The 25,881-nt window shown below is 68.6% G+C and carries 27 protein-coding genes; 8 read left to right on the top strand and 19 right to left on the bottom strand.

The features are described from left to right. Positions 1-35 precede the first annotated feature (35 nt). The gene (locus tag Tther_RS03985; RefSeq protein WP_143901168.1) at positions 36-896 is read left to right on the top strand and encodes a glycosyl transferase; all 861 of its coding nucleotides are present in this window, start codon (positions 36-38) and stop codon (positions 894-896) included. Here Tther_RS03985 and Tther_RS03980 read toward each other — a convergent pair. Together Tther_RS03980 and Tther_RS03975 are read right to left on the bottom strand one after the other, a co-directional pair. Next, positions 857-1,942 carry a glycosyltransferase family 4 protein gene (locus Tther_RS03980; protein ID WP_246098902.1) on the bottom strand — a complete coding sequence of 362 codons (1,086 nt, stop codon included), beginning with the start codon at positions 1,940-1,942 and terminating at the stop codon, positions 857-859. The genes Tther_RS03985 and Tther_RS03980 overlap by 40 nt on opposite strands. 31 nt (positions 1,943-1,973) lie before the next feature. Beyond that, complete coding sequence (locus tag Tther_RS03975) at positions 1,974-3,380, bottom strand: phosphomannomutase/phosphoglucomutase (protein ID WP_185975000.1); 1,407 nt, start codon at positions 3,378-3,380, stop codon at positions 1,974-1,976. 81 nt (positions 3,381-3,461) lie between these two features. Between Tther_RS03975 and Tther_RS03970 the strand changes: the two genes are divergently transcribed. Then, the gene (locus Tther_RS03970; RefSeq protein ID WP_143901164.1) at positions 3,462-4,364 is read left to right on the top strand and encodes a DMT family transporter; all 903 of its coding nucleotides are present in this window, start codon (positions 3,462-3,464) and stop codon (positions 4,362-4,364) included. Here Tther_RS03970 and Tther_RS03965 read toward each other — a convergent pair. The 7 genes from Tther_RS03965 to thrS form a co-directional block, all read right to left on the bottom strand. Then, positions 4,312-4,671, bottom strand: coding sequence for an integration host factor subunit alpha (locus tag Tther_RS03965; protein WP_143901162.1), 360 nt, complete (start codon positions 4,669-4,671; stop codon positions 4,312-4,314). The two genes, Tther_RS03970 and Tther_RS03965, sit on opposite strands and share 53 nt — an antisense overlap. A gap of 46 nt (positions 4,672-4,717) precedes the next feature. Beyond that, entirely contained in the window at positions 4,718-7,135 is a 2,418-nt protein-coding gene (gene pheT, locus Tther_RS03960) for a phenylalanine--tRNA ligase subunit beta (RefSeq protein ID WP_143901159.1), read from the bottom strand. Between the two features lie 15 nt (positions 7,136-7,150). Continuing rightward, positions 7,151-8,227: a phenylalanine--tRNA ligase subunit alpha gene (gene pheS, locus Tther_RS03955; RefSeq protein WP_143901157.1), complete on the bottom strand. Its 1,077-nt coding sequence runs from the start codon at positions 8,225-8,227 to the stop codon at positions 7,151-7,153. 108 nt (positions 8,228-8,335) lie between these two features. Then, the gene (gene rplT, locus Tther_RS03950; protein ID WP_143901155.1) at positions 8,336-8,704 is read right to left on the bottom strand and encodes a 50S ribosomal protein L20; all 369 of its coding nucleotides are present in this window, start codon (positions 8,702-8,704) and stop codon (positions 8,336-8,338) included. 38 nt (positions 8,705-8,742) lie between these two features. Beyond that, entirely contained in the window at positions 8,743-8,946 is a 204-nt protein-coding gene (gene rpmI / locus Tther_RS03945) for a 50S ribosomal protein L35 (RefSeq protein ID WP_143901153.1), read from the bottom strand. Positions 8,947-9,153: 207 nt separating this feature from the next. After that, positions 9,154-9,765: a translation initiation factor IF-3 gene (infC, locus tag Tther_RS03940; RefSeq protein WP_425472800.1), complete on the bottom strand. Its 612-nt coding sequence runs from the start codon at positions 9,763-9,765 to the stop codon at positions 9,154-9,156. Positions 9,766-9,771: 6 nt separating this feature from the next. After that, the gene (thrS, locus tag Tther_RS03935; RefSeq protein WP_143901148.1) at positions 9,772-11,700 is read right to left on the bottom strand and encodes a threonine--tRNA ligase; all 1,929 of its coding nucleotides are present in this window, start codon (positions 11,698-11,700) and stop codon (positions 9,772-9,774) included. Between the two features lie 263 nt (positions 11,701-11,963). Between thrS and Tther_RS03930 the strand changes: the two genes are divergently transcribed. Next, positions 11,964-12,542, top strand: a complete 579-nt coding sequence (locus Tther_RS03930) for a malonic semialdehyde reductase (RefSeq protein WP_143901146.1) — start codon at positions 11,964-11,966, stop codon at positions 12,540-12,542. A 158-nt stretch (positions 12,543-12,700) separates the two neighbouring features. Here Tther_RS03930 and aceA read toward each other — a convergent pair whose 3' ends face one another. From aceA to nadC, 4 genes are all read right to left on the bottom strand, one after another. Continuing rightward, positions 12,701-14,020 carry an isocitrate lyase gene (gene aceA / locus Tther_RS03925; protein ID WP_143901144.1) on the bottom strand — a complete coding sequence of 440 codons (1,320 nt, stop codon included), beginning with the start codon at positions 14,018-14,020 and terminating at the stop codon, positions 12,701-12,703. A 269-nt stretch (positions 14,021-14,289) separates the two neighbouring features. Beyond that, positions 14,290-14,940: a hypothetical protein gene (locus Tther_RS03920; protein ID WP_143901142.1), complete on the bottom strand. Its 651-nt coding sequence runs from the start codon at positions 14,938-14,940 to the stop codon at positions 14,290-14,292. Between the two features lie 130 nt (positions 14,941-15,070). Next, on the bottom strand, positions 15,071-16,168 hold the full coding sequence (nadA, locus tag Tther_RS03915) for a quinolinate synthase NadA (protein ID WP_143901140.1): 1,098 nt from the start codon (positions 16,166-16,168) through the stop codon (positions 15,071-15,073). Between the two features lie 52 nt (positions 16,169-16,220). Then, a complete protein-coding gene (gene nadC, locus Tther_RS03910) occupies positions 16,221-17,117 on the bottom strand; it encodes a carboxylating nicotinate-nucleotide diphosphorylase (RefSeq protein ID WP_143901138.1) in 897 nt (298 codons plus the stop codon). Positions 17,118-17,239: 122 nt separating this feature from the next. Here nadC and panB point away from each other — a divergent pair, with 122 nt between their 5' ends. After that, positions 17,240-18,115, top strand: a complete 876-nt coding sequence (gene panB / locus Tther_RS03905; RefSeq protein ID WP_143901136.1) for a 3-methyl-2-oxobutanoate hydroxymethyltransferase — start codon at positions 17,240-17,242, stop codon at positions 18,113-18,115. A 12-nt stretch (positions 18,116-18,127) separates the two neighbouring features. After that, positions 18,128-18,979 (top strand): pantoate--beta-alanine ligase, encoded by an 852-nt coding sequence (gene panC / locus Tther_RS03900; protein WP_143901134.1) that lies wholly within the window; start codon positions 18,128-18,130, stop codon positions 18,977-18,979. Positions 18,980-18,996: 17 nt separating this feature from the next. Here panC and Tther_RS03895 read toward each other — a convergent pair whose 3' ends face one another. The 4 genes from Tther_RS03895 to Tther_RS03880 form a co-directional block, all read right to left on the bottom strand. Further along, positions 18,997-20,019 carry an NAD(P)H-dependent glycerol-3-phosphate dehydrogenase gene (locus Tther_RS03895; RefSeq protein WP_143901132.1) on the bottom strand — a complete coding sequence of 341 codons (1,023 nt, stop codon included), beginning with the start codon at positions 20,017-20,019 and terminating at the stop codon, positions 18,997-18,999. A gap of 49 nt (positions 20,020-20,068) precedes the next feature. Next, positions 20,069-20,527: a protein-export chaperone SecB gene (gene secB, locus Tther_RS03890; protein ID WP_143901130.1), complete on the bottom strand. Its 459-nt coding sequence runs from the start codon at positions 20,525-20,527 to the stop codon at positions 20,069-20,071. Between the two features lie 133 nt (positions 20,528-20,660). Next, on the bottom strand, positions 20,661-20,927 hold the full coding sequence (gene grxC / locus Tther_RS03885) for a glutaredoxin 3 (RefSeq protein WP_143901128.1): 267 nt from the start codon (positions 20,925-20,927) through the stop codon (positions 20,661-20,663). Between the two features lie 15 nt (positions 20,928-20,942). Then, positions 20,943-21,353: a rhodanese-like domain-containing protein gene (locus Tther_RS03880; protein ID WP_143901126.1), complete on the bottom strand. Its 411-nt coding sequence runs from the start codon at positions 21,351-21,353 to the stop codon at positions 20,943-20,945. Between the two features lie 107 nt (positions 21,354-21,460). Between Tther_RS03880 and gpmA the strand changes: the two genes are divergently transcribed. The 3 genes from gpmA (at position 21,461) to Tther_RS03865 (ending at position 24,544) form a co-directional block, all read left to right on the top strand. Beyond that, a complete protein-coding gene (gene gpmA / locus Tther_RS03875) occupies positions 21,461-22,204 on the top strand; it encodes a 2,3-diphosphoglycerate-dependent phosphoglycerate mutase (RefSeq protein WP_143901124.1) in 744 nt (247 codons plus the stop codon). 96 nt (positions 22,205-22,300) lie between these two features. Then, the gene (locus Tther_RS03870) at positions 22,301-23,764 is read left to right on the top strand and encodes a S41 family peptidase (protein ID WP_143901121.1); all 1,464 of its coding nucleotides are present in this window, start codon (positions 22,301-22,303) and stop codon (positions 23,762-23,764) included. A gap of 18 nt (positions 23,765-23,782) precedes the next feature. Next, positions 23,783-24,544, top strand: coding sequence for a HesA/MoeB/ThiF family protein (locus tag Tther_RS03865; protein WP_143901119.1), 762 nt, complete (start codon positions 23,783-23,785; stop codon positions 24,542-24,544). Here the strand turns inward: Tther_RS03865 and Tther_RS03860 are convergent. Continuing rightward, positions 24,477-25,445 (bottom strand): DUF429 domain-containing protein, encoded by a 969-nt coding sequence (locus Tther_RS03860; RefSeq protein WP_246098901.1) that lies wholly within the window; start codon positions 25,443-25,445, stop codon positions 24,477-24,479. The two genes, Tther_RS03865 and Tther_RS03860, sit on opposite strands and share 68 nt — an antisense overlap. A 7-nt stretch (positions 25,446-25,452) precedes the next feature. Continuing rightward, the gene (locus tag Tther_RS03855; protein WP_143901117.1) at positions 25,453-25,878 is read right to left on the bottom strand and encodes a BLUF domain-containing protein; all 426 of its coding nucleotides are present in this window, start codon (positions 25,876-25,878) and stop codon (positions 25,453-25,455) included. Between the last annotated feature and the right edge of the window lie 3 nt (positions 25,879-25,881).

The following is a 25,881-nucleotide window of genomic DNA, read 5'->3' as shown; positions in this document are numbered from 1 at the left end:
CTCGGGTCGTTGCCGGAGCCCGTTTCGATCATCCCATGGACAAACAATTTTTGACCATCCGCTGGGGCACCAAGTATGGACCCGAATACGTCAATCGGCTCTACGCCATGGTGGCCCGCCACACGACGCCACCGTTTCGCTTCTACTGCCTGACCGATGACCCCGGGCACATCCGGCCCGAGGTGACGTGTCTGCCCCTGCCCGAGCTGGGCTGCGAACTGCCGCGCAACACCTACGGCATTTGGGGCAAGTCGCGGCTGTGGCACCGCGAGTTGCCGGGGCTGCGCGGCCCCGTGCTGTTTTTGGACCTGGACGTCGTCGTGGTCGGCTCGATGGACGCGTTTTTTACGTATGGCGATCCGAATGACGTCATTCTGGCACGCAATCCGAACACGCCGTTTGAGCGCTTGGGCCAAACCTCGATCTTTCGCTACCCGGTGGGCAAGCTCGCCCCTTTGCGCGAGCGTTTTTTGCAGGATCCACAAGGCATTGCCGATCGCTACCGGTTCGAGCAGCGCTTTGTCACCCGCCACGCCCCGGGCGGTGTGCGGTTCTGGCCCCGGGGGTGGGTGGCCCATTTCAAAATGCACTGCATCCCCCCTTTTCCGCTGAACTACTGGCTTGCCCCGCGTTTGCCGCGCCAGGCCCGTGTGGTGATCTTCCCCGGTCCCCTCAACCCGCCCGATGCCATCGCCGGGCGCTGGCACGCGGCGGCACCCGCATTGCCCCCGCTGGCCCACATCCGGGCCGGTTTGCGCGGCGAGCGCGAAGCGGGGTTGTTGCGCCATTTGCGCCATTACAACCGCCCCGCCGCGTGGGTGGCCGACCATTGGCATGACGGTGCCGGTGATGCGTCTCATGTGCCAGACGGGGACGCCGCCCACAAGCGCTCGTAGACTGCCCCAATTCCTGCCGCCTCGCGCTCCAGCGAAAAATGCTCTGCCACGCGCGCACGGGCCGCTTGGCCCATGCGTTGCGCCGCCAACGGGTCGGTCAGCACGCGGCGGACGGCCTGGGCCAGCCCCGCGGCGTCCCCGGTGTCGACCAGCTCCCCGTTGACGCCAGGCTGCACCAGCGCCTCAAACGCGCCCGTGCGTGAACACACCAGCGCACAGCCTGCGGCCGCGGCCTCGAACGGCGTCAGGCCAAAGGGCTCGTAGCGCGGGCACGCGACGCAGACCAGGCAGCGCTGGTACCAGCGGTGCACCTCGGCCGCCGGCACCTCGCCCAGAAAACGGATCCGCTCGTGCAGTCCGGCGGCATCGATGCGCGCTTGCAGCTCGCGTTGGTAGGCCTCGTGCTGCGGCATGGCCCGGCCGGCGATCACGGCGGTCACCTCCGGCAGATGCGGCAGCGCGGCGATCATCGCCTCGACAAAGACGTCCGTGCCCTTGTCGGGCCGCACGCGTCCGAACACACCTATGCCGTAGCGCCCCGGCAAACCGCTGTCGCGCCACGCCATCAGCTTGTCCGGCGGTGGCACAAAGCGCGTCAGGTCAATGCCATGCGGCACCACCGCCGTGGTGTTGGGCACGAAGCTGGCCGCTTTCGGGGTGGTGGCGATCACCGCGTCCATGCGGCTGATCAACCAGCGCGGAAACCAGCCATGCCGGTGTTGCGCCGCCGACGTAAAAACGAGCCGAATCGGCAGCCGCAGCACGTCGCGCGCCCACAGGCCCGCGGCCATCTCATGGTCGCGCCGCACGTGCCAGATGCGAAACGGCCGCCCCGCTGGCGGGCGGCGCGACAGCGCGATGACCTGCCGCAGCGTCATGCCCGGCATGCCATGCGGCAGCGAGGTGCCGCAGTAGGCCAGCCGCCACTGGCGCGCCTGGATCGGGACCAAGGCGTTGACGGTGGCCGACACACCGGTGTAGCGCCGCTTCAGGTTGAAGACGATCACTTCCGGGTCGGGGTCGGGGGCGATGGCAGCGGCGGTCACGACACAGTCCCGAGTGCGCAATACGCGCCGGTCAATGGGCGGCGTCGCCCACCACCGCATCCGGCTTGACGCGGCGCAGCCAGCCCAGCATTTGGGCTTCGATGCGTGCCAGCGCCTCGGGCGTCTGGCCTTCGAACCGCAGCACCAGCACCGGCGTGGTGTTGGAGGCGCGTATCAGCCCGAAGCCGTCCGGCCAATCCACGCGCAGACCGTCGACCGTGCTGACGTCAGCCGGGGGATCGAAGCGTGCCTGCCGTTGCAGCTCGGCCACCAGGCGGTGCGGTTCGCCCTCGGCGCATGCAACGTTGAGTTCGGGCGTGGCGTGGCTGGTCGGCAGCCCATCCAGCACCGCGCCGGGGTTGTCATAGCGGCTCAGGATCTCCAGCAGGCGCGCGCCGGCGTAGCTGCCGTCGTCAAAGCCGTACCAGCGCTCCTGAAAGAAGATGTGCCCGCTCATTTCGCCACCCAGCGGCGCGCCGACCTCGCGCATTTTGGCCTTGATCAGCGAGTGTCCGGTGCGGTGCATCAGCGGCACACCACCCGCGGCGCGGATGGCCGGTGCCAGGCGCTGGCTGCATTTGACGTCGTACACGATGGTGCCGCCCGGCACGCGCGCGAGCACGTCGGCGGCAAACAGCATCATTTGGCGGTCGGGAAAGATGTTCTGGCCACTGGGCGTGACCACACCTAGGCGGTCGCCATCGCCGTCGAAGGCAAAACCGAGGTCGGCACCGGTGCGCTGCAGCGCCGCCATCAGGTCGCGCAGGTTTTCCGGCTTGGACGGGTCGGGATGGTGGTGAGGGAACTCGCCGTCCACCTCGCCGTAGAGCACCGTGACCTCGCACCCGAGGGCGCGAAACAGCGCGGGCGCCGACGCCCCGGTGACGCCGTTGCCGCAGTCGATGACGAGCTTGAGCGGGCGCGCCAGCCGCACATCCCCGGTGATGCGGGCCATGTATTCGGGCAGGATGTCCAGGCGTCGCACGCGGCCGCGCGTGGTTGCGGGCGCGGCATCGGCGGCCATGGCGGCGCGCAAGGCCTGGATGTCGTCGCCGTAGATGGCGCGACCCGCCAGCACCATCTTGAAGCCATTGTGGTGCTTCGGGTTGTGGCTGCCCGTGACCTGGATGCCACTGCGACAGTGGGTGGCTGCGGCAAAGTACAGCATCGGCGTGGTGACCATGCCGAGGTCGAGCACGTCCACCCCGCTGTCGGCCAGCCCCTCGATGAGCGCCTGGGCCAGCGCCGGGCTGCTGAGGCGACCGTCACGGCCGACGGCGACGGTGGGTTCGCCCAACGCGCGCGCACGCGCGCCAAAGGCGCGACCCAGCGCATGGGCAAAGCCGGGATCGATGGTGTCGGGGACGGTGCCGCGGATGTCGTAGGCCTTGAACGCGTGGGCGGGCGGCGGGCGCAGGCGCGCGGGGGAATCAACCATGGGATTCACAGGACGAGTCGTGCGTGACAGTGCGCCGATTGTAGGCGGGCTTATGATGTCCGGCTTTACCCGTGTGCCGTCATGCCACCCAAACTCGTTGCCGAATTTTTGCTGCTCGCCGCCCTGTGGGGCTCGTCGTTTCTGTTCATGCGCGAAGCGGCGCGCGCCTTCGGGCCGGTGGCCACCGCGGGTCTGCGCGTGGCCATTGCCGGCGCGGTGCTGCTGCCGGTGGTGGTGCTCAGTGGTCACTGGCAGGCCTTGCGCGCCCATGCGCGGCGCATTTTGTTCGTGGGGCTGATCAATTCCGGCATTCCGTTTGGGCTGTTTGCCTACGCGCTGCTGTCGATCAGCACCGGGCTGACGGCCATCCTCAACGCCACGGTGCCGCTGTTTGGCGCGCTGGTGGCCTGGCTGTGGCTGGGGGAACGCCCGGCGCGCTGGCGCGCGCTTGGGCTGGTGCTGGGGTTCGTCGGGGTCTCGCTGCTGTCGTGGAAGCAGGCGCGCTTCACCCCGGGGGGCACGGGCTGGGCGGTGTTGGCCTGCCTGGCGGCGGCGGTGTGCTACGCGCTGGCGGCCAGCTACACCAAAAAGTACCTGATGGGCATCCCCCCCATGGCGACGGCGGCGGGCAGCCAGTTTGGCGCGACCCTGGGGTTGCTCGTGCCCACCCTGTGGACGTGGCCAGCGCAGCCTGCGGGCGTGCATGCTTGGCTGGCCGTGATGGCCGCGGGCGTGCTGTGCACCGCACTCGCGTACCTGCTGTACTTCCGCCTCATCGAAGCCGCTGGCCCCGCGCGCACGCTGACCGTGACCTTTTTGATCCCGGTCTTCGCCATCGGCTACGGCGCGCTGCTGTTGGATGAGGCCATCACGCCGTGGATGGTGGGCGGCGGCAGCGTCGTCTTGGCCGGGGTGGCGTTGGCCACCGGCGTCATCGATCCGCGTCGGTGGGGTTCGAAGCGCCGCTCTGCAGCGCTGCCTTGAGCTTGGGCGACGCGTGGAAGGTCACCACGCGTCGCGCCTCGATGGGCACCAGCTCGCCCGTGCGCGGGTTGCGCCCCGGGCGCGGGGGCTTGGCGCGCACCTGAAACTGCCCAAAGCCGGCAATGCGCACCTCTTCACCGGCGATCAGGCGTTGCGCAATGAGCGTGAAGAAGGTGTCGACGATGTCCTTCGACTCGCGTTTGTTGAAGCCGATGCGCTCGAACAAGCGCTCGGCGAGCTCGGCTTTGGTCAGGGTCGCGCCGCCATCGGCGTCTTCGGGTTCCGTACGGGGGTTGCGCGTGGCCATGGTGGCAATCGTAGCAGGACGGTGCCACCGCGCACCATCCCGCGCCTCAACCGCGCAGCCGGGCACCGACGCGCTGTTGCAGCGATGCCAACACCGTCTGCACCACGGCGTCGATCTCCTGGTCGGTGAGGTTGGCGTCGTGACGCTCCAGCGTCAGGCGCACGGCCAGGCTCTTCTCGCCCGGCGCCAGCCCCCCCACGCCACCGGCTTTGGGGCGGTAGACGTCAAACAGCACCGCCTCGCGCAGCCACGGCTGTTGCACGGCGTCGATGGCGGCCATCAGCGCGTCGTGGGTCACCGATTCGCGCACGACGACGGCGATGTCACGCTGCACCGGCTGGTGCCGCCCCACGGGCACCGCCTGCGCCACGGGGCGCACCAACACCGCATCCAGGTCGAGCTCGAACAGCACCGGCGCCTGCGTCCACCCTTCGAGCTGGCGCCAGCGCGGGTGCAGCTCACCCACCACCCCGATGGCGCGGCCGTCGAGCAGCACACGGGCGCATCGCCCCGGATGCAGGGCCGGGTGCTGGGCCGGTTCGAACACGGCACGGCGCGGCGCCAGCAGGGCCTCCACATCGCCTTTGACGTCGTAGAAATCCACCGGCCGCGCCGCTTCGCCCCACTGCAGCGGGGCAGCGTCGCCCCACGCCAGGCCGGCCACGCGGCGCGGCTGGTCGATGCCAGCGACCGTCGCGTCGCTGTCCGGCACCGACGCATCGCGGCGGAACACCCGTCCGATCTCGAACAACCGGGCACGCGGCACCTTGCGGTCGGTGTTGTATTTGAGGGCGGCCAGCAAACTGCCGATCAGGCTGGAGCGCATCACGCTCAGATGGCTGGCGATCGGGTTGAGCAGGCGAATGGGCGCCGTGTTGCCCGCGTAGTCACGCTCCCAGCGTTCTTCGACAAAGCTGAAGTTGATCGTTTCCTGGTAGCCCAGCGCGGCCAGCTGGCGCCGCACGGCGTGGGTGGAGCGCTGGGATTCCGGGCGCACGCGCGGCACCACCGGGGCCAGGGGCGGCGTCTCGGGCAGGCGGTCGTAGCCGATCACGCGCGCCACCTCCTCGATCAGATCCTCCTCGATCTGCAGGTCGAACCGGTACGGCGGCGGTGTCACCGTCAGGGTGCCCGCCCCTTCGGCAACCGCCAGCCCCAGGCGGCGCAGCGGCTCGGCGCACTGGGCCTGGGTCAGCGGCATGCCAATGACCTGGGCAGCGCGCGCCACGCGCAGCGTCACCGGCTGCGGCTGCGGCACGTTGACCACGTGGTCGTCGATCGGGCCCGCCTCGCCGCCGCAAATGTCGAGGATGAGCTGCGTGATGCGCTCGATGTGCTCGCGCGTCGTGCTCGGGTCCACACCGCGCTCGAAGCGATGCCCAGCGTCGGTGCTGAAGTTGAAGCGCCGCGCGCGGCCCGCGATCGCCCGCGGCCACCAAAACGCCGCCTCGACGTAGACGTTGCGGGTATCGTCCGACACGGCGGTCGCATCCCCGCCCATGATGCCGGCGAGCGACTCCACGCCGTGCGCGTCGGCGATCACGCCCACGGTCTCGTCCAGCGCGACGGTCTGGCCGTTGAGCAGCTTGAGCGTCTCACCCGCGCGGCCCCAGCGCACCTGCAGGCCACCGTGGATCTTGTCGAGATCGAAGATGTGCGACGGCCGCCCCAGCTCGAACATCACGTAGTTGGAGATATCGACCAGCGCCGAGATGCTGCGCTGGCCACAGCGCGCCAGCCGCTGCACCATCCAGTCGGGCGTGCGCGCACGGGGGTCGATGCCGCGGATGATGCGGCCGGTGAAGCGCCCGCACAAATCGGGGGCCTCGACGCGCACCGGCAGCACGTCCCCGTGCCGTGCAGCCACCGTGGGGAACACGGGGGCCGTCAGCGGCGCGCCGGTCAGGGCGGCCACCTCACGCGCCACGCCATAGACGCTCAAGCAGTGCGCCAGGTTGGGCGTGAGCTTGAGCGTGAAGATGCGGTCGTCCAGCGCCAGCACCTCGCGCACATCCCGGCCGACGGGGGCGTCGGCCGCCAGCTCCAGCAAACCGCCATGGTCGTCGGACAGGCGCAACTCGCGCGCCGAGCACAGCATGCCGTGGCTTTCCACCCCGCGCAGCTTGCCCACGCGGATGTCGAACGGCCGTCCGTCGTCGCCCGGTGGCAGCACCGCCCCCACCAGCGCGCACGGCACGCGGATGCCGGCACGCGCATTGGGCGCGCCACAGACGATTTGCAGCGGCTCGCCCTGCCCGACATCCACGCGGCACACGCGCAGCCGGTCGGCGTTGGGATGCGGCTCGGCGCTCAGGATTGCGCCCACCACCACGCGGGTAAACGGCGGCGCCACCGGCTCCAGCGCCTCCACTTCCAGGCCGGCCATGGTGAGCACGTCGGCCAGTTGCGCGCTGTCCAGCGGCGGGTTGCAAAAGGTTCGCAGCCAGGATTCGGGGAATTGCATCGGGGGCTCTTTCTCTCAACCGCAACGGAACTGCGACAAAAAGCGCAGATCGCCATCGAAGAACAGGCGCAGGTCGTTGACGCCGTAACGCAGCATGGTCAGCCGGTCCGGCCCCATGCCAAAGGCAAAGCCCATGTAGTGCTCGGGATCGAGCCCCATGTTGCGCACGACGTTGGGGTGCACCTGCCCCGAACCCGCCACCTCCAGCCAGCGCCCGGCCAGCGGACCGCTGGGAAATTGAATGTCGATCTCGGCGCTGGGCTCGGTGAACGGGAAGAAACTCGGCCGAAAGCGCAGCTGGAGGTCGTCCCGCTCGAAGAACGTGCGGCAAAACGCCGTGAACACGACCTTGAGGTCCTTGAAGCTCACGTTGCGCCCGATCCACAGCCCCTCGCACTGGTGAAACATCGGCGAGTGCGTGGCGTCGCTGTCCACCCGGTACGTGCGCCCCGGTGCAATGACGCGAATTTCCGGCATGTCACCGGCAAACAAACCGTCGCCGTCCACGCCCGCAGCGGCACGGGCGCGCTTGACGTGCTGCACGGCGTGGCGAATCTGCATCGGGCTGGTGTGGGTGCGCAGCAGCAACGGCGCCTCGGGCGTTCCCCCTTCGACGTAGAAGGTGTCGTGCATCGAGCGCGCCGGGTGATCGGCCGGGGTGTTGAGCGCCGTGAAGTTGAACCAATCGGTCTCGATCTCGGGACCGTCGGCGACCTCGAAGCCCATGGAGGCAAAAATGGCTTCAATGCGCTCCAGCGTCAGGCTCACCGGATGCAAGCCGCCGACGCCGCGCTGCCGCCCGGGCAGCGTCACATCCAGCGCCTCGGCCTGCAACTGGCGTTGCAACTCGGCGTCGGCCAGCGCGGCGCGACGCGCCTGCAACGCCGCCTCGATCGCTTGCTTGGCCTGGTTGATCGCCGCACCGGCCGCCTTGCGCTCATCGGGCGGCAGCGCGGCCAAGCCCTTCATGCGCTCGGTGATCGCGCCGCTCTTGCCCAAAAAGCGGGCCTTGGCATTTTCCAGATCGTGGGGCGTGTCCGCCTGCGCGAACTGCTCACGCGCCGACTGCACCAGAGATTCGAGGTCGTTCATGCGATCATCCGTTGTGGGGCGCGCGCCACCCCAAAAAACGAACGGGCCAGCGCGCAAAGGCGACTGGCCCGTGAGGAGACGGTGGGCCGCCGGCGGCGGCCCGCGACGTCAGGCGGCCGCGCCTTGCAGCTGGGCCTTGACGCGCTCGACAATGGCGCCGAACGCTGCCTTGTCGTTGACGGCCAGATCGGCCAGCACCTTGCGGTCGATCTCGATCGCCGCCTTGCGCAGCCCGTTGGCAAACTGGCTGTAGGTCAGGCCCAGTTCGCGCACACCGGCGTTGATGCGGGCGATCCAGAGCTGGCGGAAGACGCGCTTGCGGGCACGACGGTCACGGTAGGCGTATTGCCCAGCCTTCATCACCGCCTGCTTGGCAACGCGAAAGACATTCTTGCGGCGGCCGCGGAAACCCTTGGCCAGGGCGAGCACTTTCTTGTGGCGGGCACGCGCGGTGACACCACGTTTGACGCGAGGCATGGTTGGACTCCTGGTTCGTTACGGGGTGGCGCCGCCCATCACAGGCCGGCAAACGGCATCATCTGAGCGATGTGGCCCATATTCGTCTCGTGGACGTTGACCGCACCGCGCAGCTGGCGCTTGTTCTTGGTCGTCTTTTTGGTCAGGATGTGGCGCTTGTAGGCCTGACCGCGCTTGACGGTACCACCGGGACGAACGCGAAACCGCTTTTTCGCGCTGCTCTTGGTCTTCATCTTGGGCATGATGGAACTTCCTTATCGGTTGTGCTCGCGAGGCGCCCCGGCGTCTGCACCGGGGGCTTGTCGGCCCCGAGCCACTTATGCGGTCAGCCAACCCAGGCCAACCGTTTCCCGGCCCCGCGACCCACGCGACCGGAAAAGCCTCTCATTATAGCAACCTGCGCACCACTCGGCTCGCCCTGCACAGGGCCCGGCAAGCCGCGGGGGGCTTCAGGCGGTCGGCGCGGCAGCCTCGGCCTTGCTGGCGCCCGCCCCCTTCTTGCGCGAGGGCGCGATCATCATGATCATCTGCCGCCCTTCGAGCTTGGGGAATTGCTCGACCACGATGCTGTCGCCCAACTCGGTGCGGATGCGCTCCAACAGCGCCAAGCCCAGCTCCTGGTGCGTGATCTCCCGCCCGCGGAAGCGCAACGTCACCTTGCACTTGTCGCCGTCTTCCAGGAAGCGGCGAATGTTGCGCATCTTGACCTGGTAGTCGCCCTCATCGGTGCCGGGACGGAACTTGACTTCCTTGACCTCGATGACTTTTTGCTTGGCCTTGGCTTCGGCCGCCTTTTTTTGCTCGGCGTACTTGAACTTACCGTAATCGATCAAGCGACACACCGGCGGCGTGGCCATCGGGGCGATCTCGACCAGATCGACGTCGAGCTCACCGGCCATGCGCAGCGCCTCCTGGATGGGCACGATGCCGATTTGCTGGCCGTCAGGGCCGGTCAGGCGCACCTCGGGCGCGGTGATCTCACGGTTGAGCCGGTGCTGGCGCTCCTCGCGCTGGCGGCGGTCACGAAATGAACTGGGACGGGCGGTAGCGATGGTGGGTATCCTCTGTCAAACTTGCTTGGACTCGACGTCCGAACGAAGGCGCTGCACGAAAGTGGCCAACGGCATGACTCCCAAATCCTGGTTGCCGCGCGCGCGCACGGCCACCATGGCGGAGGCCTTTTCCTTGTCGCCCACGACCAGGATGTAGGGCACTTTCTGCATCGCTTGCTGCCGAATTTTATAGGTGATCTTTTCTTTGCCAAGGTCGAGCGCGACCCGAAACCCCTGCGCGCGCAACGTGTTGGCAATTTCGCCACAGTAGTCGGCCTGCGCATCGGTGATGTTGAGCACCGCCACCTGCACCGGCGACAGCCACACCGGCAGCGCCCCGGCGTGCTGCTCGATCAGGATGCCGATGAAGCGCTCCAAACTACCAACGATGGCGCGGTGCAGGATCACCGGGCGGCGGCGGCTGCCGTCTTCGGCCACGTACTCGGCATCCAGCCGCTCGGCCAGGTTGAAATCCACCTGGATCGTGCCGCATTGCCACTCGCGGCCCAGCGCATCCTTGAGCGTGTACTCGATCTTGGGCCCGTAGAAGGCGCCGTCCCCCTCGGAGATGACGAAGTCGCAACCCGCGTCGCGCAGGCTTTGCATCAACGCCGCCTCGGCCTTGTCCCACAGCTCGTCCGAGCCGATGCGCGCCGGCGGGCGCGTCGAAACCTTGTAGAGGATGTCGGTAAAGCCAAAGTCCGCGTACACCTTTTTGAGTTGTTTGGTAAACGCGCCGCACTCGGCCAGGATTTGCTCTTCGGTGCAGAAGATGTGGCCGTCGTCCTGGGTAAACCCGCGCACGCGCATGATGCCGTGCAGGCCACCCGAGGGCTCGTTGCGGTGGCACTGCCCAAACTCACCGTAGCGCAGCGGCAGGTCGCGGTAGCTTTTGACCCCCTGCTTGAAGATGAGGATGTGGCCGGGACAGTTCATCGGCTTGAGCGCATAGTCGCGCTTTTCCGACTCGGTGATGAACATGTTTTCCCGGTATTTGTCCCAGTGGCCCGTTTTTTCCCACAGCGCCTTGTCCAGGATTTGTGGCCCTTTGACTTCCAGGTAGCCGTTGCTGCGGTAGACCTGGCGCATGTACTGTTCGATTTGCTGCCACAGCGTCCAGCCCTTGGGGTGCCAAAACACCAGGCCCGGGGCGTGCTCGTCGAGGTGGAACAGGTCGAGCTCGCGGCCGAGCTTGCGGTGGTCGCGCCGTTCGGCCTCCTCCAGCATGTGCAGGTATTGCTGCAGCTCTTCCTTGGTCGCCCAGGCCGTGCCGTAGATGCGCTGCAACTGCTCGTTGCGGTGGTCACCGCGCCAGTAGGCGCCCGCCACCTTCATGAGCTTGAAGTGCTTGAGCTTGCCCGTCGAGGGCACGTGCGGCCCACGGCAGAGGTCCTCGAAGCGTCCCTCGCGGTACAGGCTGACCTCCTCACCTTCGGGGATGCTGCCGATGATTTCCGCCTTGTAGTGCTCGCCCAGGCCCTTGAAGTAGGCCACCGCCTCGTCGCGCGGCAGCACGCGCCGCACCACCGGCTCGTCCTTGGCCGCAAGCTCGGCCATCTTTTTTTCGATTGCGACCAGATCCTCCGGCGTGAAGGGGCGCTTGTAGGCAAAGTCGTAGTAAAACCCGTTGTCGATGACCGGGCCGATGGTGACCTGCGCCTCCGGATACAGCTCCTTGACGGCGTAGGCCAGCAAGTGGGCGGTGGAGTGGCGGATGATCTCGAGCCCCTCCGGGTCCTTGGGCGTGACGATCCACACGCGCGCGTCGCGCTCGACCCGGTAGGCGGTATCGACCAGCCGCGGCTCGGCATCGCCATCGGCTTGCACCTTGCCGGCGACGGCGGCCTTGGCCAGCCCGGCGCCGATGGCGGCCGCGATCTCGGCCACGGTGACCGGCGCATCGAAGCTGCGCTGCGAACCGTCGGGAAGCGTGATCTGGATCATGGGTCTGGGTCCTGAAAACAAACGCGCGGCTCGAGGCCGCGCGGCTGGGATGTCGAGCAGGCGCGCACTGCCGCCGGCCTCACGCGGCCGGGTCAACCTCCGGAAACGTTCGCGGTGTCATCACCATGGCACCTGCACGGGATATCAGTACGGTCGCCGCATTTTCGCACAGAACGGCGCACCCCCATGCCGGCACCGGGGTCATCGCACGGTGGCGCCGCCCCACTGCACAATGGCGGCTTTGCGATGATCTTTGTGACGCCATGCAAATCACCACCGAGCAATTGTTTGACAACGCGCGCACCCACAACGCCTGGCAGGATCGGCCCGTGCCCGATGCGCTGCTGCACCGCCTGTACGATTGGATGAAGTGGGGACCCACCTCGGCCAATTGCAGCCCGGCGCGCATCGTCTTCGTCACGTCGCCCGAGGCCAAGGCGAGGCTGCTGCCCTGCCTGAGCGAGGGCAACCGCGCCAAGACCGCCGCGGCGCCCGTGACGGCGATCATCGGCATGGACCTGGCCTTCTACGAAAAGCTGCCGCAGCTCTTCCCGCACAACCCGCAGGCGCGCACCTGGTTCGAAGGCCAGCCCGAGGTCATCCAGGCCACGGCATTGCGCAACGCCAGCTTGCAGGGGGGCTACTTCATCATGGCTGCGCGCGCGCTGGGGCTGGATTGCGGGCCGATGAGCGGCTTTGACGCTGCCGCCGTCGATGCGGTGTTCTGGGCCGGCACCACGGTGCGCACCAACTTTCTGTGCAACCTGGGCTACGGCGACCCGGCGGGCCTGTTCCCGCGCAGCCCGCGCCTGGCGTTCGACGAAGCCTGCCGCATCGTCTGACGGCCCCCTTCCCCGCGCAGCGCCAGCTGCCCGCCCCACCCTGGGCGCGCGCCTGCGGCACCGCCCCCAAGCGCCCGGCAGCGCCCCACGAAAAAGGCCCGGCACGCCTGCGCCTGCCGGGCCGTCGTCTCCTCGGGCCGCCCAGGGGCGGCACGGGATCAGTGGAACTGCTCTTCTTCGGTCGAGCCCGCCAGCGCCTTGACGCTGGAGGAACCACCCTGGATGACGGTGGTGACGTCGTCGAAGTAGCCAGCGCCCACTTCCTGCTGGTGCGACACGAAGGTGTAGCCCAGCTCGCGCGCCTTGAACTCGGGCTCTTGCACCATCTCGACATAGTGCTTCATGCCCTGACCGCGCGCGTAGTTGTAGGCGAACATGAAGGTGTTGTACCAGTTGATGTGGATGCCCGCCAGCGTGATGAACTGGTACTTGTAGCCCAGCTCGGCGAGCTTGTCCTGGAATTCGGCGATCGTCTTGTCGTCCAGGTTCTTCTTCCAGTTGAACGAGGGCGAGCAGTTGTACGACAGCAGCTTGCCCGGGTACTTCTCGTGGATGGCCTGGGCGAACTCACGCGCAAAGCCCAGGTCCGGCGTGCCGGTTTCGCACCAAACCAGATCGGCGTAGGGCGCGTAGGCCACACCACGGCTGATGGCCTGCTCCAGGCCGTTCTTGACGCGGAAGAAGCCCTCTTGCGTGCGCTCGCCGGTCAGGAACGGACGGTCGTTGGCGTCATGGTCGCTGGTCAGCAGGTTGGCCGCCTCGGCGTCGGTGCGCGCCAGCACGATGGTGGGCACGCCCATGACGTCGGCCGCAAAGCGCGCGGCGATGAGCTTTTCGATCGCCTCTTGCGTCGGCACGAGCACCTTGCCGCCCATGTGGCCGCATTTCTTGACCGCGGCGAGCTGGTCTTCGAAGTGCACGCCAGCCGCACCGGCGGCGATCATGTTCTTCATCAGCTCGAAGGCGTTGAGCACGCCGCCAAAGCCGGCTTCCGCATCGGCCACGATGGGCAGGAAGTAGTCGATGTAGCCAGCGTCACCGGGGCCGATGCCGCGCGACCACTGAATCTCGTCGGCGCGCTTGAAGGTGTTGTTGATGCGACGCACCATGGTCGGCACCGAGTCGTAGGCGTAGAGCGACTGGTCCGGGTACATGGTCTCGGAGGTGTTGCCGTCGGCGGCCACCTGCCAGCCCGACAGGTACACCGCTTCCAGGCCCGCCTTGGCCTGCTGCATGGCCTGGCCGGCGGTGATGGCGCCAAAGGCGTTGACGTAGCCCTTCTTGGCCTCGCCGTTGATCAGACGCCAGAGCTTTTCGGCGCCGCGCTTGGCCAGCGTGTGCTCGATGTGCACCGAGCCGCGCAGGCGCACCACGTCGGCGGCGCTGTAGCCGCGCTTGATGCCCTTCCAGCGCGGGTTTTCGGCCCAATCTTTTTCCAGGGCAGCGATTTGCTGCTCACGGGTGAGGTTTTGCGTCATGACAACACTCCTGTGGGTAGGTGAAGAATCCGCTGCGAGCCGACAGCCGTTGCAGCCCGCGTCGTTGCCACCAGTATAAGTCTTCTATAAGACACAACACCAGTCTTGTGTCTTATAGAAGACTTTTTTGAGTCTTGATTTTTCAATAGGTTAGCGACACCGCTTCACATTGCGGAAACGCGATTTCGCCATACAAAAAACAGCGCCCGGGGCTCGCCCAACCTCTTTCAGAATGATGGGGATTCGTTCCGCGATATGAAATTGCAGCCTCAGGGCTGCCCGCCGCCTGCGCGCTGCAACTCCCAGCGCGCCGACAGGCGCCCGGCAAAGGTGATGTGCAGCTGGGCGCCGTCGTCGTGGGTGACCAAGCGCACGCCGGGCTGGGGCGCCGGCTCCACCGCCGTCACGGCGAGCAGCCCCGCGGGCCAGCTCACGGCAAGTTCAGCATCCATCGGCAAAAACCCATCCAGGTAGCGCCGCATCAGCGGGCCGGCGTGCAGCCGCCAGCGCCCGGGCGCCACGGCATCGAGCGCGCGCGAGCGCAGGTCGATGCACACCGTGGCGCCGCGCTGCACCTGGGCCAGCTCCACACGGTTGCCCTCCACCCAGGCGCGCTCCACGCCTTCGGCGCGCACGATGTCGATCGACTGCACGCGCTCGCGGTTGAACAGCACGACCACGCGCGGGTTGGGGTCGAGCCGCAGATGGCACGTCTGCATGCGCACGACGCCGTCGCGCAAGCTGGACTCGTCGATGTGCACGCGCGCCGTGTACCCGTAGCCCTGCGGATCGGGCCGCTCGGCCAGCAGGCGCAGCTCGCCCTCGCGGGCGACGTCATCCAAGGTCAGCGCACGCCCGCCCGCACCCGATGCCAGCAGCAGCGCCGCCAGCGCCATCCCCCACCGTGTCCAGGCAGCCATCGCACACCCCTCCAACATGGTCGAGCCACGATTGTGGCCACCGCACCGGACATGCCACCGTGCAACCCCAATACCCCGGCCAGCCGCGTGGGTAAGCCGAACGTCGGGCAAGGGGCGTGCGCCACGCGGCTCACGCCGCGCCGATGCCCGGCACCAAGGCACCCGGCGGCTCGCCGCGCTTGAGCGCGGCGGTAAACGCCAACATGCGGTCGATCGGCACCCGCGCACGCGGAATGAGGGCCGGATCGACATGGATTTCGTTGAGGCCCGTCTCCAGCACTTCCAGCACGCCGCGCAGGCTGTTCATCGCCATCCAGGGGCAGTGGGCGCAGCTTTTGCAGGTGGCGCTGTTGCCCGCCGTGGGCGCCTCGATGAAGCGTTTGCCGGGGTTGAGCGTGCGCAGCTTGTGCATCATGCCGTTGTCGGTGGCGACGATGAACACCTCGGCGTCGAGCTCGGCCGCGGCTTTGAGGATTTGCGACGTGGAGCCCACCACATCGGCCTGGGCGATGACCTCGGCCGGGCTCTCGGGGTGCACCAGCACCTTGGCACCCGGGTGGTCGCGGCGCAGCTGCTCCAGCTCGAAGGCCTTGAACTCGTCGTGCACCACGCACGAGCCGCGCCACAGCACCATGTCGGCCCCGGTCTCGCGCTGGATGTAGGCGCCCAGGTGTTTGTCCGGCGCCCACAGGATTTTGTGGCCCCGATCGCGCAGCGCGCGCACGATGTCAAGCGCGCAACTCGACGTCACCAGCCAGTCCGCCTGTGCCTTGACCGCGGCGCTGGTGTTGGCGTAGACGACCACGGTGCGGTCGGGGTGCTGGGCACGAAAGGCCGCGAAATCCCCTTCGGGACACCCGAGATCGAGGGAGCAGGTGGCGTCCAGATCCGGCATCAGCACGGTCTTTTCGGGCGACAGGATCTTGGCCGTCTCGCCCATGAAGCGCACGCCCGAGACGATCAGGGTCTGCGCGGGATGGTCGCGGCCAAAGCGCGCCATCTCCAGCGAGTCGCTGACGATGCCGCCGGTCTCTTCGGCCAGGTCCTGCAGGTCCGGGTGCACGTAGTAGTGCGACACCATGACCGCGCCGCGCTGGCGCAACAGGGTGCGGATGCGGGCCTTGAGCGCCTCGCGCTCCGCGGGTGACGGCTCCTCGGGCACGCGCGCCCACGCGTGGCGCGTGGTGCAGGCGGGCTGTTCGACGTCGACTTCGATGATGGATGCCATGGTGGATTGCCTCCGGCGCCCGCCCCGCGGCAGCAGGCAGGCGCCCGTTCGGTCACAAAGGTTGCAGCCGCATGGACAGGTCGATGGCTTTGACGTCCTTGGTCAGCGCCCCGACGGAGATGCGGTCCACGCCGGTCTCGGCCAGCGCCCGCACGGTTTGCAGGTTGACGCCGCCGGAAATCTCGAGCACCGCGCCGCCGCCCGGGTGGGCGTCGTTGAGGCGCACCGCCTCGCGCAGCATGGCCAGGTCCATATTGTCGAGCAGGATCAGGCGCGCCCCGGCATCCAGCGCCTCGCGCAGCTGCGCCAGCGTTTCCACCTCGATCTGCACGAACAGCGCCTGTGGCGCCATCGCCTGCACCCGCTGCAGCGCCGCACGCACCCCGCCGGCGGCGGCGATGTGGTTTTCTTTGATCAACACCGCATCGTGCAGCCCCATGCGGTGGTTGAGCCCGCCGCCCACGCGCACCGCATACTTTTGCGCCACGCGCAGCCCGGGCAGCGTCTTGCGCGTATCGCAGATGCGCGCGCGCGTGCCAGCCACCGCGTCCACGTAGCGCGCGGTCTGCGTGGCCACCGCCGAGAGGGTCTGCAAAAAATTGAGCGCGGTGCGCTCGGCCGACAGCAGCGCGCGCGCGCGCGCCTGCACCTCGAACACCACCCCGCCAGGCTCGACGCGCTGCCCGTCAGGCACCTGCCAGCGCCATTGGGCCTCGGGGTCGAGCGCCTGGACAGCGGCGCGCACCCAAGGCTGGCCGCACACCACGGCCGCTTCGCGCGCGGTGACGCGCGCGCGCATGCGCAGCTCGGCGTCCACCAACGCCGCCGTGAGGTCGCCGGCGCCAACATCCTCCGCCAGCGCGCGCGCCACATCGGCCGCCGCCTGGGCGTCGATGTCGGGCAGCGGCGGTTGCAGGGACAGCGGGTTGGGTCGGGGACTGGGGTGCATCGCAGCGTGAACAACAGACAACAGCCCCCAAGCATAGCGGCATCCGGCCGCCCCGGTGCGCGCTGCTGGCCCGTGCACCGGCATCGACTAGACTAATTGCCTTCGATCGCCCTGCGGATGCCATGACCGAGACCTCGACCCGCACCCCTTACGGCACGCTGCCGGCCGCTGCACCGCTGCCGCCGCGCAAGCCCATCAGCCTGCCGCGCCTGAACGAAATGCGCGCGCGCGGCGAAAAAATCGCCATGCTCACGGCCTACGACGCCACGTTCGCCGCCGTCGCCGACCACGCCGGCGTGGACTGCCTGCTGGTGGGCGATTCGCTGGGCATGGTCTGCCAGGGGCGCCCGAGCACGGTGGGCGTGACGCTGGAGCAAATGTGCTACCACACCGAAAGCGTGGTGCGCGGCGTGCGCCGCGTCCAGGGCACGGTGTGGATCATCGGCGACCTGCCGTTTGGCAGCTACCAAGAGTCGCGCGAACAGGCCATGCGCAGCGCCGCTGCCCTGCTGCAGGCCGGGGCGCACATGGTCAAGCTCGAAGGCGGGGGCTGGACGGTGGAGACGGTGCGCTTTCTGGTCGAGCGCGGCGTCCCGGTCTGCGCCCACCTGGGCCTCACGCCCCAGACCGTGCACGCCATTGGCGGCTACCGGGTGCAAGGCCGCAACGACGCCGAGGCGCAGCAACTGCGGCGCGATGCGCTGGCGCTGCAAGACGCGGGCGCGTCGATGCTGGTGCTGGAGATGGTGCCCGCCGCCCTGGCGGCCGACATCACGCAACAGCTGCCGCGCTGCCACACCATCGGCATCGGATCGGGCCGCGGCACGGCGGGCCAGGTGCTGGTCATGCACGACATGCTGGGCATCCACCTGGGCAAGACCCCGCGCTTCGTGCGCAATTTCATGGAAGGGGCCGCCAGCGTCCGCGACGCCATGGCGGCCTACGTGGCCGCGGTCAAAGACGGCAGCTTCCCCGACGATCGTCAACACGCCTGGTAAACACACGCCCCCATGCAAGTCGTTCACACCATTGCCGAGTTGCGGCAGGCCCTCGCCGGCTACGACCACCCCGCCTTCGTGCCCACCATGGGCAACCTGCACGAGGGGCACCTGGCCCTGGTGCGGCGCGCGCGCACGCTGGGCGACGTCACGGTGACCAGCATCTTCGTCAACCGGCTGCAGTTTTTGCCGCACGAGGACTTCGACACCTACCCACGCACCCTGCAGGCCGACTGCGACAAGCTGGCCGCGGTGGGCTGCGACATCGTCTTTGCCCCGGCCGAAGACGAGCTCTACCCGCAGCCGCAAACCTTCAAGGTGCAGCCGCCGCCGGCGCTGGCCGATTTGCTCGAGGGGCACTTCCGCCCGGGGTTTTTCACCGGCGTGTGCACCGTGGTGATGAAGCTGTTTCAGTGCGTCTTCGCGCAGGCCAAGGGCGAACGCCACGCGGTCTTTGGCAAAAAGGACTATCAGCAGCTCATGATCATCCGCCAGATGGTGCAGCAGTTCGCCCTGCCCGTCACCATCCACGGCGGCGACATCGAGCGTGCCCCTGACGGGCTGGCCTTGAGTTCGCGCAACGGCTACCTGTCGGACGCCGAGCGCGCCGAAGCCCCGCAGCTGCTGCTGGCCCTGCGCACGCTGGCCGCCGACGTGTTGGGTGGCGAGCACAACCTGGCGGCGCTGGAGCGCCGCGCCGAGCAGGCCTTGGCCGCGCGCGGCTGGCAGCCGGACTACCTGACGGTGCGCCGGCGCGAGGACCTGCAGCCCCCCGGCCCGCACGACCTGCAGCCCGGGCGGTTGGTGGCGCTGGGCGCAGCGCGGCTGGGGCGCACGCGCCTGATCGACAACTGGGAATTCTGACCGCGGCCGCGCCACGCTCACTCGGCCACGGGATCGCGGCCCATGAGCCGCGCGACCGCCTCGCGCGGCTGCAGCGCGCTGTCGAGCAGCGCCACCACCGCGTCCGTGATCGGCATGCGCACGCCCAGGGCCCGCGCCCGCTGCGCCACCGTGCGGGCGCTGTACACGCCTTCGGCCACGTGGCCGAGCGACGCCACCGCTTGCGCCAGCGTCATGCCCTGGGCCAGCAACAGGCCCACCTGGCGGTTGCGGCTGAGGTCTCCGGTGGCGGTCAGCACCAAATCGCCCAAGCCCGACAGGCCCATGAAGGTTTCGGCGCGTGCGCCCAGCGCCAGCCCCAGGCGCGTGATCTCGGCCAGCCCGCGCGTGATGAGCGCCGCGCGCGCGTTGTGCCCCAGGCGCAGCCCGTCGCACAGCCCGGTGGCGATGGCCATGACATTCTTGACCGCGCCGCCCACCTCCACCCCAACGAGGTCATCGTTGGCGTACACGCGCAGCCTGGGGCCGTGGAAAGCCGCCACCAGGGCCTCGCGCACCGGCGCGGCCGCACTGGCCGCCACCAGCGCCGTGGGCAGGCCCGCAGCCACCTCCTGCGCAAAGCTGGGGCCGCTGAGCGCCCCGACCGCCAAGCCCGGCGCCACGCGTGCCGCCAGCTCGTGCCCGAGCAGCCCGTCGGCGCCCGGCTCGCGCGGCCGTTCGAAGCCTTTGCACAACCAGCACACCGGCACCTGGGCGCGCCCGGCCGCCGGCAGGGCATCGGCCAGCCACGCCAGCCATTCGCGCAGCCCCGCCATGGGCGTGGCGATGACGACCAGGTCGGTGTCGGCCAGCGCCGGGGCGAGTGCCGCCGGGTCGCCGCCATCACACACCAGCGAGGGCGGCAGCACCACGCCCGGCAGGTAGCGCGCGTTGACGCGCTCGCGGCGCAGGGCTGCGGCCTGGTCGGCATCGCGCGCCCACAAGCGCACCGTGTGCGCGGCAGCGGCCGCCATGGCCAACGCGGTGCCCCAGGCGCCAGCGCCGATGACCGTGACGTGCATGGAGCGACTCCGCCTCGCCATCACGCGGGTGGGCGCGGGCCGGCGCGCCTCAGGCCGTGGCGGTGCCGGCCCCGTCGCCCTGCTGCTGGGCCTGTTGCTGCTCGTACATGGCCTGGAAGTTGATCTCCGCCAGGTGCACCGGCGGGAAGCCCGCGCGGTTGATCAAATCGGCCACGTTGCCGCGCAGATACGGGTAGACGATTTGCGGGCAGGCGATGCCCATGATCGGGCCCAGTTGCTCCTGCGGCAGGTTGCGGATTTCAAAGATGCCCGCCTGCTTGCATTCGACCAGGAACACGGTGCGCTCACCGATTTTGGTGTGCACAGTGGCCGACACCGCCACCTCGAACACCCCTTCGGCCAGCGCTTGCGCTTCGACGCCGAGCTGGACATCCACGCTGGGCTGCTGTTGTTCGAGAAAGATGGCGGGCGAATTGGGCTGCTCCAGCGATGCTTCTTTCAGGTACACGCGCTGTATTTGAAACACGGGGGCTTGGGAGTCGGACATGGTGGCAAACGGTAGAGACGGGCTGCGGTCACTCCGCAGCCCAGGTGGGCATCGGGCTGGCATGGCAAGCGCACCCCAACCCGACAGGTGCGCCGATTATGACAGCGCCGGATGACGGCCCGGCATCGCGGCATCAGCCCGGCGTGCCGTTGAGCAGGGGCACCAGACCGCCGCGCGCGTCCAGCGCGTGCAAGTCGTCACACCCGCCGATGTGCCGGCCGTCGATGAAGATCTGCGGCACGCTGGTGCGGCCAGCACGCTGCGCCATGGCCTGGCGCACCTCGGGGCGGCCATCGACGTTGATCTCTTCCCACTCGGTCACGCCGCGCGCGCGCAGCAACGCCTTGGCGCGGTGGCAGTACGGGCAGTAGTCGCTGCTGTAGATGGTGACATGGGCCATGCGGCGCTCCTCTGTTCAGCCTTTTTGCACGGGCAAATTGGCGTTGCGCCACGCGGCCATGCCGCCCGCGAGCGAGACGGCTTTTTCGTAGCCCAGTTGTTTGGCAATGGCCACTGCACGGCGCGAGCGCACGCCCGAGGCGCACACCAGCACCAGCGGCGTGGCCTTGTTCTTGACCGCCTGCGGCAGCTGCTGCGCCAGCGCCTCCAGCGGGATGTTGCGCGCCCCCGTGACGTGCCCGGCGGCAAACTCCTGCGGCGAGCAGACGTCGATCACGGCCGCTTTCTCACGGTTGATGAGTTGCACCGCCTCGGTCGGCGTCACGCCCGCACTGCCGGCCGCCCCGCCCAGCGCGGGCCACAGCAACATCAGGCCCGAGCCGACGGCCACGGCCACCAGCATCCAGTTTTGAACGATGAAATCCACTGCCTTGCTCTCTTGTCGGTGTTGGCTCGGGGGCCCGGCCCCGAAAGCCCGATATTCTAGAATGCGCGGCGTTTGTCTGCCCCGTATCACCCCATACCCCTGCCACCATGCACAAGCTCGTTTTGATCCGCCACGGCGAATCGACCTGGAACCTGGAAAACCGCTTCACCGGTTGGACCGACGTCGACCTGACCCCGACCGGGGTGTCGCAGGCCATGTCGGCGGGCCGTCTGCTCAAGGCCGAGGGTTGGGACTTCGACATCTGCTTCACCAGCGTGCTCAAGCGCGCCATCCACACCCTGTGGTACGTGCTCGATGAGATGGACCGCATTTGGCTGCCGGTGATCAAGGACTGGCGGCTCAACGAGCGCCACTACGGCGCGCTGCAGGGCCTCAACAAAGCCGACATGGCCAAACAGTACGGCGAGCAACAGGTGCTGATCTGGCGCCGCAGCTACGACACCCCGCCGCCGGCGCTCGATCCGGACGACCCGCGCGGCCAGCGCCACGACCGGCGCTACGCCGCGCTGGCGCCAGAGCAGATTCCGCTGACCGAGTGCCTCAAGGACACCGTGGCGCGGGTGGTGCCGTGCTGGAACGACACCATCGTGCCGGCCATGCGCCGCGGCCAGCGGGTGCTGATCTCCGCCCACGGCAACTCGATTCGCGCGCTCATCAAGCATCTGGACGGCATTTCGGATGCCAACATCGTCAACCTCAACATCCCCAACGGCATCCCGCTGGTGTACGAGTTCGACGACGAGCTGCGTCCGCTGCGCCGCTATTACCTGGGCGACGCCGCGGCGGCGGAAGCGGCCGCGGCGGCCGTCGCCCGCCAAGGCAAGGCGTGAGGCACGGCCATCGCCCCCACCGGGTATGCGGAACCGCGCGACCGTGCCACCCGTCCAAGGTGTATAGTGAAAGCACGGGTGACAACAGGGATTGCCATGGGGCACAAACTCAAAATCGCTGGCTGGATCGCGCTGGGTGCGCTGGCCGGCGCGTTGACGACAGTGCAGCTGCAGGCCACGGCGCGCGCCAGCCTGGCGCCGCTGCCGCTGGAAGAGCTGCAACAGCTCGCGGCGGTCTTTGGCATGATCAAGACCGACTACGTCGAGCCGGTTGACGAGAAAAAGCTCATCACCGACGCCATCGCCGGCATGGTGTCCTCGCTGGACCCGCATTCGCAGTATTTCGACAAGAAGAGTTTCAAGGAATTCCGCGAAGGCACCGCGGGGCGCTTCGTGGGTGTCGGTATCGAAATCACGATGGAAGATGGCCTGGTCAAGGTCGTCTCCCCGATCGAGGATTCGCCCGCCTTTCGTGCCGGCCTCAAGGCCGGCGACCTCATCACCAAGATCGACGACACACCGGTCAAGGGCCTGACCATCAACGACGCGGTCAAGCGCATGCGCGGCGAGCCCAACACCAAGGTGACGCTGACCATCTTCCGCCGCGACGAAAACCGCACGTTCCCGGTGACCATCACGCGCCAGGAAATCAAGACCGTGAGCGTGCGCGCCAAGGTGGTCGAGCCCGGCTACGCTTGGGTGCGGGTGTCGCAGTTCCAGGAGCGCACGCTGGAGGACTTTGCGCGCAAGGTCGAGGAAATCGTGCGCGCCGAGCCGGCGCTCAAGGGCATGGTGCTTGACCTGCGCAACGATCCGGGCGGCCTGCTGGATGCGGCGGTGGGCCTGTCGGCGGCCTTTCTGCCCGAAGACGCCGTCGTGGTCACCACCAATGGCCAGCTCGAAGAAAGCAAAGCCACCTACCGCGCCAACCCGCGCGACTACCTGCGCCGCGCCAGCACCGACCCGATCAGCCGTCTGACCGTGCAAACCCAGGGGCTGCTCAAGCGCATCCCGCTGGTGGTGCTGGTCAATGAGGGGTCGGCGTCGGCCAGCGAAATCGTCGCCGGCGCCTTGCAGGACCACAAGCGGGCCACCATCATGGGCAGCCAGACCTTCGGCAAGGGGTCGGTGCAGACGGTGCGCCCACTTGGGCCGGACACGGCGCTCAAGCTCACCACGGCGCGCTACTACACCCCCAGCGGGCGCTCGATCCAGGCCAAGGGCATCGTGCCCGACGTGTGGGTGGATGAAACGCCCGAAGGCAACCTGTTTGCGGCCCTGCGCACGCGCGAGGCCGATCTGGAAAAGCACCTGAGCAACGGACAGGAGCGCGCGCTCACCGACGCCGAGCGCGAGGCCGAGCGCCAGCGCGAGCGCGAACGCGAACAGGCCCGCCAGCGCCTGGAGGAAGAACAGCGCAAAAACCCCGGCGCGCGGTTGTTGCCGGAGTTTGGCTCCGACAAGGACTTCCAGCTGCAGCAGGCGCTCAACCGCCTCAAAGGGCTGCCGGTGGCGGCGAGCAAGACGGCGGCTGAGCGCCCCACCAAAACCGACAACTGACATCACCCAGGGCGGCCCATGACCGACGAGCAGCTGCTGCGCTACTCGCGCCACATCCTGCTGGATGAGATCGGCATCGAGGGGCAGGAGCGGCTGCTCGCCGCCCACGCGGTGGTCGTGGGGGCCGGCGGTCTGGGCTCGCCGGTGGCGCTGTACCTGGCCAGCGCCGGGGTGGGTCGCATCACGCTGATCGACCACGACGCGGTGGACGCGACCAACCTGCAGCGCCAAATCGCCCACAACCTGGCGCGCGTGGGCCTGCCCAAAGCGGCGTCGGCCCAGGTGGCCATGCACGCCATCAACCCGGAGGTGCGCGTCGACGCCCTTGTGCAACGTGCCGATGACGCGCTGTTGGACGCCGTGCTGCCGGGCGCCAACGTTGTGCTGGACTGCACCGACAATTTCCGCACCCGCCACCTGATCAACCGCGCCAGCGTGCGGCACCGCGTGCCGCTCGTGTCCGGGGCGGCCATCCGCTTTGACGGCCAGCTGTCGGTGTACGACCCGCGTGGGGCGCACTCGCCCTGCTACGCCTGTTTGTTCCCGGAAACCGAGGGGCTGGAGGAGACGCGCTGCGCAACCATGGGCGTGTTCGCACCCCTGGTGGGCATGATCGGCACGATGCAGGCGGCCGAGGCGCTCAAGCTCTTGGTCGGGCTGGGCTCGCGCCTGGTGGGGCGGCTGCTCATGCTCGATGGGCGCGGCCTGGCGTTTACCGAGGTGGAACTGGCCCGCCACCCCGACTGCCCGGTGTGCGGCGCGCGCCACCCCCTGGCGTGACGGCGGCGGCCGGTTCGCCCGCGGTCACGATCCACCCTTCCAGCGGATCGAACGCCGGCAGCCCCCAGAGCGGGTGACCGGCTTCGTGCTGCTGCAGCCCCCAGACGGCCTGCAGCAGGCACAGCACGGCATCCAGGGTGTCGCCGCTGGCATCGGCCACCAACGCATCGTGCTGCGCATGGCTGACGCGCAGCCGCAGCCCGGCGGCGGCCAACAGCGGCGCTGTGCCGCTCTCCAGGGCGTGCAGCAGATCCTTGCGGGCGATCAGGCGCTCGGGCGTCTGCTTAGCACGTGCGTCACTCTTGTAGGGGCGCCGGCCCAGCACGCTGCGCGCCAGCAGGCCCGGGTAGGCTTCCAGCGCGACCCGGTCACCACCGCCCGGCGGCTGGTACAGGCCGGGCAAGGCCACCCCCGCATCCAGCAGGCGCGGCACCCCCGCGTGCAGCATGAAGGCCACCGGCGGGTTGACCCACTTCATGCTGGGGCTGGCGCCGGCGGGGCCGTCGGTGGCCCGGTGGGCAAATTTGGCCCCGGCCGGCCGGGCCGCGCAGTAGGCGGCAAAGGTGTCGCGGATCTGCGTGCGGTCCAGAGCGGCGTAGTGGGCCAGGCAGGCGCGCCAGTCGGTCGGCCAGCCCAGCGCCTGCACCAGCGGCCGCGGCAGCCCGAAGGGCAGATCAAAACCGCCCACCCAGGGGCCCGGCTCGGCCAGGGCATCGGCCCACGCCGTCAGCGACGCAAACCGCACCCACCCGTCCAGCACCACCTGCTGGCCACGCCCCGGGTCGCCCACCAGACGGCCCAGCGCCTGCACGATCGGCTTGCGCCGCGACGGCGCGCTGGTGAAGTCGCACCCCAGCAACCGTGGGCGCAGCGCCGCAGACCCCGACGGCGTGACCGCCACGCGCGCCTCAGATGCGGCCGATGATGCTGGCCGTGGCCATCAGTTCTTCCAGCAGCGCCAGCGACACCTGGCCCGAGACGGCGTAGGGGTCGAACTCGGGCCGCTCGGAGTATTTGAGCACGATCGAGGTGTTGAGCTTGGTCAGGTTGACCTGGCCCATGGTCCAGCCGCCAAAGCGCCGCTCGGTGATCTCTTCGTAGAGCAGCAGCTCGATGTCCTTGTGGCGCGGGTCCTCGATGATCTGCTTGTACAGACGGTTGACGGCGCCGCGCCCGCCTTCGATGGCCTGCAAAAAGATGCCGCCGCCGTAGCACAGAATGCCGGTGATGCCGTTGTGCAGGTTATGACGCCGCGCCGAGGCCAGGATCGACTCGATCGCCGCCGACGTGTCCGGGTCCACCGCCCGGCTGACATAGAGCAGTCGCACCAGCATGGC

Origin of the sequence: Tepidimonas thermarum (assembly GCF_007556705.1) — a bacterium.
GTDB classification, from domain to species: Bacteria; Pseudomonadota; Gammaproteobacteria; order Burkholderiales; family Burkholderiaceae_C; genus Tepidimonas; species Tepidimonas thermarum.
The sequence above is the reverse complement of the archived record's forward strand: the minus strand, read 5'-3'. Positions and strand labels throughout refer to the sequence as shown.